This window comes from Myroides sp. TSA_177.3 (assembly GCF_052691955.1).
In genome coordinates this window covers 11777-23858 of sequence record NZ_JBQZGD010000022.1, presented here as the reverse complement: position 1 = coordinate 23858, position 12082 = coordinate 11777, and the positions used below count along the sequence as shown (strand labels likewise).

At 33.1% G+C, this 12082-nt stretch carries 11 protein-coding genes; 8 read left to right on the top strand and 3 right to left on the bottom strand.

Features of this window, described 5'->3' with window-relative positions:
* Together ACUTSE_RS15530 and ACUTSE_RS15525 are read left to right on the top strand one after the other, a co-directional pair.
* Positions 1-915, top strand: a complete 915-nt coding sequence (locus ACUTSE_RS15530; protein WP_445640899.1) for a hypothetical protein — start codon at positions 1-3, stop codon at positions 913-915.
* 3 nt (positions 916-918) lie between these two features.
* Positions 919-1623 (top strand): NUDIX hydrolase, encoded by a 705-nt coding sequence (locus ACUTSE_RS15525; RefSeq protein WP_445640898.1) that lies wholly within the window; start codon positions 919-921, stop codon positions 1621-1623.
* 642 nt (positions 1624-2265) lie between these two features.
* Here the strand turns inward: ACUTSE_RS15525 and ACUTSE_RS15520 are convergent.
* From ACUTSE_RS15520 to ACUTSE_RS15510, 3 genes are all read right to left on the bottom strand, one after another.
* Positions 2266-3162, bottom strand: a complete 897-nt coding sequence (locus tag ACUTSE_RS15520; protein WP_445640897.1) for a hypothetical protein — start codon at positions 3160-3162, stop codon at positions 2266-2268.
* Between the two features lie 117 nt (positions 3163-3279).
* Complete coding sequence (locus tag ACUTSE_RS15515) at positions 3280-4530, bottom strand: erythromycin esterase family protein (RefSeq protein ID WP_445640896.1); 1251 nt, start codon at positions 4528-4530, stop codon at positions 3280-3282.
* Positions 4531-4584: 54 nt separating this feature from the next.
* A complete protein-coding gene (locus ACUTSE_RS15510) occupies positions 4585-5619 on the bottom strand; it encodes an alpha/beta hydrolase family protein (RefSeq protein WP_445640895.1) in 1035 nt (344 codons plus the stop codon).
* Positions 5620-5790: 171 nt separating this feature from the next.
* Here ACUTSE_RS15510 and ACUTSE_RS15505 point away from each other — a divergent pair, with 171 nt between their 5' ends.
* The 6 genes from ACUTSE_RS15505 to ACUTSE_RS15480 all read left to right on the top strand — a co-directional run bounded on the left by ACUTSE_RS15505 (position 5791) and on the right by ACUTSE_RS15480 (position 12075).
* Complete coding sequence (locus ACUTSE_RS15505; RefSeq protein WP_445640894.1) at positions 5791-6450, top strand: hypothetical protein; 660 nt, start codon at positions 5791-5793, stop codon at positions 6448-6450.
* A gap of 57 nt (positions 6451-6507) precedes the next feature.
* Complete coding sequence (locus tag ACUTSE_RS15500; protein ID WP_002991609.1) at positions 6508-6993, top strand: hypothetical protein; 486 nt, start codon at positions 6508-6510, stop codon at positions 6991-6993.
* A gap of 56 nt (positions 6994-7049) precedes the next feature.
* Positions 7050-7187, top strand: coding sequence for a hypothetical protein (locus ACUTSE_RS15495; RefSeq protein ID WP_445640893.1), 138 nt, complete (start codon positions 7050-7052; stop codon positions 7185-7187).
* Positions 7188-7513: 326 nt separating this feature from the next.
* Positions 7514-8461 (top strand): ADP-ribosylglycohydrolase family protein, encoded by a 948-nt coding sequence (locus ACUTSE_RS15490; RefSeq protein ID WP_445640892.1) that lies wholly within the window; start codon positions 7514-7516, stop codon positions 8459-8461.
* Between the two features lie 4 nt (positions 8462-8465).
* Complete coding sequence (locus tag ACUTSE_RS15485; protein ID WP_445640891.1) at positions 8466-9254, top strand: hypothetical protein; 789 nt, start codon at positions 8466-8468, stop codon at positions 9252-9254.
* 100 nt (positions 9255-9354) lie between these two features.
* Positions 9355-12075 (top strand): McrB family protein, encoded by a 2721-nt coding sequence (locus ACUTSE_RS15480; protein WP_445640890.1) that lies wholly within the window; start codon positions 9355-9357, stop codon positions 12073-12075.
* Positions 12076-12082: the final 7 nt, after the last annotated feature.

Below are 12082 nucleotides of genomic sequence, written 5' to 3'. Positions count from 1 at the left end.
ATGAAAACAACATATCAAGAAATAATAAAAGTGGAGCACATTGCAGCTGCAACTAGTTGTGAAAATATTCCTCAGATTATTAGCTTAGCACAAGCAGAACAAATAACGCCCGCCCAGAACGATACTAAGCGCGTATTGCTTTTAGCCATTGACATTCAGAATGATTTTATGGAAGATATCGGAAGTTTGGCTGTTGGAGGTTCAAGACAAGATGTAGCTCGATTAACCCAATGGATATACGCCAATTTAACATCACTTACACAAATAATGTGTAGCTTAGATTGTCATTCGATCATGCAAATTTTTCATGCTGACTGGTGGATTAACAGCGATCAAAAACATCCAGCGCCTTTTACCATAATCACATATCAAGATGTGGTGGATGGTATTTGGTTGCCTACAAACGGAGAATTACAAACTAGTTTAGAATATTTAAAAAACCTAGAACTAAATGGACAAAAACAATTGTGTATTTGGCCGTATCACTGTTTGGAAGGAACTGATGGAGCAAAGCTTGAAAGCGAATTTACCAAGATGGTGTATTTTCATGCAGCAGCTAGACAAACCTCACCAAAGTTGATTTACAAAGGACAAAATCCATACACTGAAATGTATGGTATCATCAAAGCGGAGTATGACAAATTGGGATATATTAATCAAGAAATAGTAGATACAATAGCCTTATATGATGAAATTTACATCGCAGGGCAAGCTTCAAGTCATTGTGTATTGGCTTCTACACAGCAGATTGTAACTTATTTTGGAGCTGATGCCGATGTAAACAAGCGCATTACTATTTTAGCAGATTGTATGTCTCCCATTGTTGGGTATGAGGAGTCAACTCAAGAAGCATTTGAAATGCTAAAAGCAGAATACGGTATCCAAATTAAAAATTCAACAGAAGTAATACTATAAGAAATGAAACAAGTAAAAGAACAATTTTGTTATGATTATGCCAGACCTGCTGTAACTGTTGATTGCGTTATTTTTGGTTTTGATGCCAACGAGTTGAAAGTGTTACTCACCAAGCGTGCAATTGATCCTTATTTGGGCAAAATGGCTTTTTGTGGAGGTTTTATTGGCGAAACAGAAACAGCAGAGCAATGTGCACGTAGAAAATTGTACGAAGAAGCAGGTTTATCAGATATTTTTTTAGAGCAGTTATATACTTTTTCAGATTTGGATCGTGATCCTCGTTTTCGGGTAATTAGCGTTGCGTATTATGCCTTGGTACAATCGACTAATTATCAACCAGTAGCTGGTGTGGGCATTGAATCAGTGCAGTGGTTTAGTTTAGCTGAAGCCAAAGATCTAGCATTTGATCACAATCGTATTTTAGAACTAGCACTGCAACGCTTGAAAGGAAAAATAAGGTATGAACCGATTGGTTTTGAGTTATTGCCTCCCCGTTTTACATTACCCGATTTGCATAAATTGTATGAAACTATTTTAGAACGACCTATTGATCGTGGTAATTTCAGAAAGAAAATATTGAGTTTAGATGTTTTGGTTGATCACAGCGCAACACAACAAAACCGACGTGCAAGAGAAGCCAAAATATACAGCTTCGACCAACAAAAATACGAAGCATTAAAAGTCAAAGGATGTTACTTCGAAATTTAAGAAAACATCGTGTTGATACGCCAAAAGATAATCAGATGCCAAAATTAATGGCGTTAAAATCAGAATATGATTTTGAAGATTTACTATGGAGAACTATTTTGAAAATTAATCGCGTTTCTAAAATATTGCATTGCTAATTGTTGCAAAAGAGAACGATATGTTAGTTGAAATTACGGCCGTAGATGGCTAACAGTCGACGTTGATTTATAGTATAGATTCAAATAGTGTGTTGTTCCTCAATAAATAGTACCCTCGTATTGAGTAACAACACTGCGTTAACCGCTTGGCTTTTAATCTGATGTTTCAGACTGCAACAGCTGATGCCCTTGATTCAGTTTTTGGAAGAGTTTCAAAATTTATGAACGTCACCGAGATAGAATTGAGTACTTAGGCAAAGGAGCTTACAGAAGTAAAACCGATTTTGACTAAAACATAAACAGATTAAAGCCAAGCGATACGTTGTAGCACCCTTGGCTTTTGTCTTTATCTTGTTATTTAACTCTACGTTGTTTTAAATTTGTATGCAAGATTTTCACTATTTAAACTAGTATTTCTTTCAACATATTGCAGTCCTTAATTCACACAAATCATTTCTTTCTGTTAGCTATAGCAAAGCCTCAATCGTTTCTTTACAAGAAACACTTAAAAGAATGTAATTTCATCCTTATTGGCTTGATCAATCTCTTGTTGCGATAAAGGAGGAAGATTAACTAATTCTCTTCTTTCATTCACCCTGTTATCCACTTTTCCAGGTAACATACCATAAAGGGTATGATTATTTTCTCTGAGTGCTTTACTGTCCTCAAAAATACACCAAAAGCTTTTTTCAATCTTCCCTTCTGCAATTTCTTTGTCTATAAGGGGGATAAAAAACTCCCATACTTCATTTTTCTCTTTGTATGTTCCCCTTTGATGCCATAACAAAATCCAAGCTTCATGTTGCCAGCCATGATCCTTTGTTATTTTCATTAATTTTTGAATATTTTTATCATCTATACGCAACATCTCACTTGCAAAAAAAGCACTTAATTTTTCGTCATTTACCACTGTTTCAGTGTTACTCATCGTTCGAATTAACTGATCTTCTACAATCATCTGTTCAAGAAGTAAGTATAGATCCATATCCGCTACGTAAAAAGCAAAATACTCTTTTCTAAGTTGAGGATAACTTTTTATTATTTCCTTCCATAGTCCCGTTTGTTTAAACGCTTGCGTAAAACCTTCATAGGCATTCAAATAGAATAAAGGGGCTCCCCCTTTTCTTATTCCTTCTCTAATATAATGGGCGGCTAAATCCTCTTTTTGTATCTGCAAAGCACAGGCAGCAACCTCAAAAAAAGGAGTCGAAGTATTATGTTTATCTAGTGCACTAATTCCAAGTTCATACTCTTTTATAGCCTCATTATATTTCTGTTCTATCTTGAAAGTACGAGCGGTATGAATCTGATTTTCATATTGATCTATTCCTTTTATTTGAGCAAATGAAGGATAGCAAAATAATACGAGTATGATAATACTCACAATAGTTATGTTTCGCATCAGTATAAATTAAAACTTTGATTTTTATTCTATATTTCTAGTGTTTACCGTTCTGTATCGCCCCTCATAGAGTTGATAAAATTTACACACAATAATCTATAAACCAGATATTTATAACTACCAGATTTGATATTCAGCCATTTTTAAGGGTTCATTCTTTTTAATGTAAAAAATGCCATCAAATACATCCAACCATCTACCAGGTTTATTGTCATAACCAAGTAGCATACTATTAAACGTTGTTTGTTTGAGTTTAGGTTCTTTCTTTTTTATTTCATTAAAATCGAGGTAACCAAAGGAAGTATTACCCTGATGTAAATAATATTCTAATGCATTCTCAGGGGTATAGATTTGACCAAGCGTACTATTTACATGAATATCTTTTACCTCTCCTGAAGAGGATATAAAGGCGATACTGTAGACTTTATGATGAAACGCATCAACTAAATATTCTGCAAATAGCTTAAAACTTTGATATAACTCTGAATCATTTTCTCTATACCTTACATTTTGTACTTGTTTGGCTCCGTGAAAATTTGCAATCCAAACAATAATTTTCACATCAGGATTATTTTTTTTATGCCAAATTACATTTTCGGCCATCCTTTTATCGCGAATGTTAACATAGTTATTTTCACCTTCATATCCACCTAAAACATCAAGGTACTTGTAATCTTCTATGCCTCCTTTAATATTGACTAACGCTTGTTTAATAAATCCATTTTTAGATTCATCCTTTATATTTTCAATAATAGATGATATGGTTTGTAAGATAAAATCAATTTCTTCGACAGTAATCTCTTCTTTAAACTGATTCATTTTTTCATACGTTTCTTTAAACTGATTCTGAATACTTACATCAACACCTATTTTTTCTAATGCTGTATAAAGAAAATCATGTACGGAAATATTTCGATTATATCCTTCAAGCCCTATGTATTTCCAATTGAAGTTATCGTTGTGTAAAATATCTAATACCAGTCCCTTAGTCTGCACAATATCTCCCCAATGTGGTTTCCATTTACTTACATCAGCAGAGGGAAAAAGATCCGTGTACAGATTGTTTTTTAATTCCAAATCAATAAACCCCTCGCCTTCTAGAGCTAAGGTATTAAATCCTTTTTCCTTCATTAAATACTGAACAAGCTCCGCTTTCACTTCATAGGTTTTACCATCACCATGCCCCGCCTCTCCTAAGATTACAATATCACTATCTCCGATGCGATTGGCGATTTCTTCAAATGAAGTTTGACCCACTTGCTCAAATGGAATCATATAGGATGCTATTTGTTTTTCAATAGTTGCTTCTTGACAGCTGGAAAACAAGGTAACGACAGCAAGTAAAAATGCAGCAATAGTTTTGATCATAAGTAAAAAAATAAGCTGATTATTAATGAGTTAAATCGCAAAAAAATTGACATCCTATTGCTTCTTAATCCAATCTACAATTTGTTGTTTCGGTTGTTGGTGAATGTCATAAGGCTTGCTTTCTTCATCCGAAAAAAAGTGGTTTTCACCTTCTACGACAGTCGCAGATATCGCGGGATTCGCAAGGCTATTTAAGCGATTGATATTCGCTACGGGATCAACAATCACATCCTCCGAACCAATCATATAAAAAACGGGGATGTTGGTGTTCTTCAATAAATCAATACGGTCTTTTAACACTAAATCACCTTCTAAACGAGCGGTTAAAAAAGGAAAACGAGAAGCATATCTTTTCTTTGTATAACCGAGTCTCTTCATCTCTTTCTTATACAATTTCCAAGCGTTTTTTGGGTCTTGATTAGCGATGCAAAAATCGACTAAATCCGAATATATTTTTTCTTTTTCTTCTTGGGTATCATAGAGAAAGTAATCATTAAATATATTTTCACTGTGTTGTAATTGATAAAGGAATAGTTGTTTACCTGTAACAACGGGAGCAGCGAAAAGCACTAAAAAGTCTGGGGTAATCTCGTGTTCTAAGGCTTGTATAACTGCTATGCCCCCTAAACTATGACCAATAATCCCCATTTTTTTATCTTGTAAGTCTGGGTGTTTTTTTAAAGTGTTAAACGCACAAGTCAACTCTGCTCCCATCATCGTAGCCGTGTAGGACATATCGCCTCCTTCTCCTTTAGAATTTCCTATATTGCGTTCATCATATCGAAAAACAGCGATATGATTATCCAGTAACGCTTCAGCTAAAGGACTATGGGTATTACGCGTATTATAACCCGTTCCTGGTTTAATAATCACAACTTTATCAAAACCATCTTTGGGAAGGATTAAACTTCCTTCAAAAGTCACACTGTCCACTTTTTGTCTATAATCAAAGGCAGGTACATTAAAATTGATCGTGGTAAAAGAATAGTTGTCCTTTTCAGGGATAAAGGTTTCGTATGGAGTTTTCAAATTTTGTCCAAAACAAAGGGTCGTTAGTAAAAGAAAAGCCCCGAGATATTTCATCTTCATAGTTAATTATTTAATTTGTTTTATATTTATTTCACTTAACAAGGAAATAAACATAATTAAATTCAACCTAACCAACAGAAGGGTTATGTTTATTTTAACATATGATTTTTTTTTGTACTCCCCATAAGACCGCAATGTTGATTATCTTAGCCTATAATCTTTATTGTAGTCATGAATATTCTACCTCAACCATTGAATGCGCTAGATATCTTAAACATTTTTATAGAGGAACATCGTATTTGTAGTCCTTTAGACTTCGAAGCCGATGTAACTATTATACTAAACTTTAATACAACAGTCAGTGATTGGAGATGTGCCAGAGACCTCATGCGCTGGAGGCCTCTTTCTCATTTTTTGAATGCCGAATTTAACCTCAGCCTATCAGAAGAACAGTGGAAATCGGTCCTTACACCTGCCCGAAAAAGGACCTTGCGAGAGGTATGCGAATTGATTGCCAACCATTGTTCTTTTCCAACCGTTACTCCCGTTCGATTACTTGGAAATTCTTGTTTAAGTGCGGCAGTATTTGTCACGCTAAAAAAGTATTTAGCGCGAAGAGGTGTCCAAGTTGATAATCTAAAACCCTCAACGCTTATTGCTCCCTATCTCAATGATCATTTTTCTGAAATGATTGAACAAATAGGAATCCTAGCGCGAGGGAATAAGGTTTTTGAGGTATTCGATTATGCTTCAACATCGCATCTCAATAAATCCTTTTTTAATTTAGTCTCCCCTCGAGTTGCATTAGAGACTGGATCTATACTGACATTTCGAGATGTAGTAGAGAAAATTATCGCTGTAAATGATCCCTATAGTTCTCCTAAATCCTAGCGAGCGCTGTTCAATTTATACCTGACAAACTTGATTACTTTAACCTTCACCTCACCAATGAAACAATACATTTTACTTCTAACCCTACTTGGTACATTTACGCTACATGCTCAAGAACACGTTTTTACCTCTCGTAAAGGCCCCAAATTTTTACCTGGTCATTACGATATCACAATAACGGTTCAAAATGACACCTTGAAGTACGAACTATTTAATCACTGGTATTCCAGATCCTATGCTCAATTGCGAAATGTATCCATTCCCTTAAGCGACATCCACAAAAAAGATAGTATTACCTTCAAAATAACCAAAAAAGGCATTCATCTAACGGATAAAAAATTTGGTATTACTAAAACAGTAAGGCGTAAAAACCTGTGTGATTCGCTGGAAGATATGAGAAAAATATCCTATGCGTATGAAATCGCGCAAGACAACAACCTAAGGCATTATGAGCTATTTAAGTCTGCTGATTTACAGCTATCGGAAGCAGCCTTTCGAGCAAAAGTGAATGAAAACCTATTAAATAAAAGGGAGAATGAGTGACAAAATGATTCCATCTCAACCGATCAAACACTGTGACGAATGCGACAGCGCATACTATGTACATACTTCAGCTATGGAGGGGCTATGCCCTGCTTGTACTCATGTCTTGTACGGATATCCCGACTGTGACCATCTATTTGAAGCAAATCGCTGTATCCGTTGTTATTGGGATGGTAGTAGGAGTTCCTATATAAATTCGATACTAGAAACAAAGAAAAGGTAAACACAGCGTTTACCTTTTTTATTTTGTATTGTTATAGTTTGCTCTTACTTCTAAAACAAACGATTATGTAGATTATCAAATTTATACTTGAAAAACTTGATGATCTGGAGCAACTAGTTATCTCTAATAACAAAGAGATTCTATCTGTTGAAGAACTAGAGAAATACACGGAGTTTAAAAAATTCTATATAACACTAATCATTTTTTATCCGTTTTTCTAAAGAATCTTTTCTTTCAAGTTTGGGTTACCAATTATATAATCTATTTTTGAAAGACAACCTAATCACCAATCTATTTATGTCAAATTTAGCTTCTGATCTTTTATTTGGAGTCGCGGTAGCCGATGCACTAGGAGTTCCTGTAGAATTTAAAAATCCCACAGAAATCAATATGACTTCGGTACAATCCAATTACCAAGATATTCCCAATCGCTTTGCTCCTTTTGGTTCTTGGAATAAACCCGTTGGTACCTTTAGTGATGATTCCTCCCTTACTTTTTGTACAGCAGAGTATTTAGCAGCTGGAGAAACAGATTTAAACGACCTGATGGATCGCTTCAAAGATTGGTTAAAAAATGGCTATTGGACCGCAGACGGTCATACCTTTGACGTTGGAAGAACAACACTATTGGCCATTGAAAACTTTAGAAATGACTATAATTGGAGAACAGCTGGTCTAAATACCGAACGCGATAACGGCAACGGTTCATTAATGCGCATAGCTCCTTTACTCCTACCCTTGTTATTTGATGATACTATAAGTAATCCTTACCAATACATTAGTAATTTTAGTAGCTTGACTCATGCTCATCCGATATCAGTTGACAGCTGTTTTATTTATTTGATGTATGCAAAGCACCTCTATTATTCTAAAGATGCCTTAATCGCTTTTGTAAGGTTAAAAGAAGAATTAACCTTGAAATATGATAATAATGATGTGTTTAAACGCATTTTTTCAGATGAGTTTCTATTACTAGATCCTAGTATATTTAATCCGAGTGGTTTTGTAGTAGGAAGCTTAGAAATTGCTTTACATACCTTGCTCACAACAACAAGTTATGAAGAGGCTATTTTAAAAGCAATCTCATTAGGGAAAGACACAGATACTAATGCTGCTATAACAGGCGCTTTAGCTGGGATTTTATATGGATATGATAGTATTCCTTTACATTGGGTAGAAACGTTGAAACGAAAAGAGGATATTGAAGTATTAGCGAATCAACTAGACTTAACCTATAAAAAATAACATTTTGAATTACATCACCCTAAATGATCTAACAGAGCATAATCCTTCCAATCTTTACATCGGCAAAGGAAACCCCAACAGTACTATCTTATTTATAGGAAAAGAAGCAGCTATTGATCAAAGCACAAATACAGATGTTTATAACCGAGATATTAAAAACAATAACCTTCAATGGATTCAGAATAGTAAGGATCATACAACGCAAAATGACATACAAAATTGGTCTCCTTTATATTTAAACCAAAACTATAACCCTTTGTATCCTTACAAGGGTCAACTAAATAAAATTGAAAAAACAACTAAATCAGGTATCGGAAATGGAGGTACAAACTCTACCTGGTTTTACTATCAAAAATTAATTGATGCAGTTTTTTTTAATCATGTTAAAAGTGAATATATTAATTTTCATGAGAAGGCATTTCTGACTGAGTTAAGTGAAGCATCCGCCAAATACAGTAAAGATGTAGACAAATATGATAGACAACTCAGTCTAACTCAAAGACAGGAATTTTTAACCCATGAATTTTATCAAAACTTTCCTATTGTCATAGTAGCAGTTGGTCATTATGTTCGCGATCATCAAATTGATATTGAAAAAATATTCAATGTAAAATATGATTCCGAAACAGGAATAATTCCTATTGGTAAATCTAATTTCATTAATATTCATTATGATGATATTAATCAACCCAAAAAGCTAGTTATTCATACCAATCAACTAAGTATGGGAATCTCAAATGAATTAATTTACGAGCTTAGTTTGATTATAAAAAAATTCAAGGCTAAACTATAAACTGAATCAAAAAAATACCAACTTATTTATTCACAACCATTTATATCGTTTACTTTTGAGTAATTGATGTAAAAAAATTTAATTTTCACAAGAATACCTAATGGATAAACATGAACTTTTAAAAGATTTCCTAGATACCTGGCCTATAGAACGCTTAAGAACAATGTCATTAGATCAATATACCAACCTTAATAAAGAAGACTCATTTTGTTATTGGTTGGAACAAAGAACAAATGAACTTGGAGGAATTACAGGAGGATCATCATTTAAATTCGGAATTTATAAACGCAATAATAAAGAAAAAGAAATCTCAACTTCAAACGGTTTGACAGATGGAGAATATGCTTGGTTTGATAAATACGGTAAAACTAGAGATGAAGCTTTTGAAACAGTAAAAAATATTATTATTCAAATTGCTGAATTTGCAACAAATGGAGAATTTGAGAAAATAGAAGAAATTGACTTAGGGGAAACAACTAAATGGAAAATTGCATTTATGTATAGTGATTTTCAGTTAATAAATACATTTAGTAAAGATATGGTTTGTTCTATACTAGATTTTTTACAAATTGATTATTCTTACGATGAGAGTCGATTTTCCCTTAGTAATAAAATACTCTCTCAAAAAAAAGAAGAGGAAGATTTTTTTGAATTTGGAAGTAAATTTTGGAATGAAATATTGATTTCACAAAGTTTAAAAAAAGTACTTATTAAATTAGGGAATAGAGTATTTCCTTATTTTGAAATACTAGATAAAATTATTGAGAATTTTAATCTTGAACCTAATAATGATAAATATTATTTTAGCTACAACAGTAAAGAATTAATTTTTACAATTGGACAACGATACATCTGGAATCTTACTAAAAATGAATACAAATATATTTCTCTAAGCAAAGATGAAGAAATAGCTGAAATTTTTGGTCGTGAAGGTCAAGAACCTGAAGCTTATCTCAATTTCTCTGAAAACCCTGAAAACTTTTCTAAGATTCTTGATAGAATGTTGATTCCTATTAATAACGAATTAAAAGGTACCATTAAAGCAACTCATCGAAATCAAAATAAAAAAGATTTACAAGAATTAGTTTTTAACAAAGAGTTTAGAAATAAGATTTTAAGTAATAAACGAAGGCTTTTTATACAATGGTTGAACAAGCAATTTGGAGAAAAGAACGGAACTAACAGCTCTTATGTGAGAGCAATGGATATTTTAAGTGAATTATTGAATGTTGATCTATTTACAATTTCTGAAATAGAATATTTCAAGGATTTGTATCAAGATTTAATTCTAAATCAACAAGATGAATCTGGTAAATATTATTTTGAAAAAGCAAAATCTTATGGTAAAGACAGATATTATTCTACTTCAATACAAACATATATCAATTTTTTACTATCAACATCTAATCAAGTAAATGAACCTATTTCTATGGATATTAATATTCCTCTTAATCAAATACTCTACGGTCCTCCAGGTACTGGAAAAACATACAACACTATTAATAAAGCAGTTCAAATTGCCAATCCAGGTTTTAAAATTGCAGAAGCATTAACTGATCAAGAAAAAAGAAAAGCTATAACCCAGGAATACAAAAGATTAGTAGATAAAGGACAAATTGTATTCACTACTTTTCATCAAAGTATGACCTACGAGGATTTTATTGAAGGAATTAAACCCGTTATAGAAGAAAATGAAGAAGGGGGAAAAAGCGTTATTTATGACATAAAAGATGGCATATTTAAAGCGATCTCAATACAGGCGCAACAACCTCATTTAAAAAAATCAGAAGAATTAACTAGCTATACTTTTGATGATGCATTTAACGACCTTGTTTTAGAAGCCAATCAAAATTTTGAACATAACGAGCAATTATTCTTGCCTATCCAAACCAAAAATCTTGGTTTAAAAATAACTGGAATTTCAGATAAAGGTAATTTAATTCTAAAACCGATTTATTCTGAAAACGCAAAAGAATATACCGTTTCTTATTCACGTGCGGAAAAATTACAAAAGGCCTATCCCGATTTATCTGTAATAAAAAACATAGACAAAGAATTTAGGGCTGTAATTGGAGGTTCAAATTCTACGGCATATTGGGCTGTAATGAATTACATAAACAATAAAATTAATACAGAAAAAAAATCACTAGCAACAGAGCGTCCATTGCCACAAGATCCACATGTATTAATCATTGATGAAATCAACCGAGGTAATGTCTCTCATATTTTTGGTGAACTAATTACTTTGATTGAGGAAGATAAACGTTTAGGCAATAATGAAGAAATAAAAGTTATATTACCCTATTCTAAAGAGCCTTTTGGAGTTCCTTCTAATCTCTATATTATAGGAACTATGAATACTGCGGATCGAAGTGTGGAAGCACTAGATACGGCTTTACGTAGACGTTTTATTTTCGAAGAAATGCCACCTGAGTACGATTTGGAAGGTTTGCAACAAAACCTGTATGGTTATACTGCTTCTGAAATATTAAAAACTATCAATAGGAGAATTGAAAAATTACTTGACCGAGATCACCTCATTGGTCATGCTTATTTTATCAACAAAGATGAAACAACAATCATAGCATCTTTCTACAAAAACATTATTCCTTTGCTTCAGGAATACTTCTTTGGTGATTATGGAAAAATCGGATTGGTATTAGGCGCTGGATTTGTTGAAGCAATTGAAAATAAATCTGTTTTTGCCTCATTCAATTCTGCGGATTATTCGCAATTTGAAGAAAGAGAATCTTATAAGATAATCGATCACAAAAAAAATACTACAGCATTTAGAGAAGCTATTAACTCACTAATGAACTAATTGCACT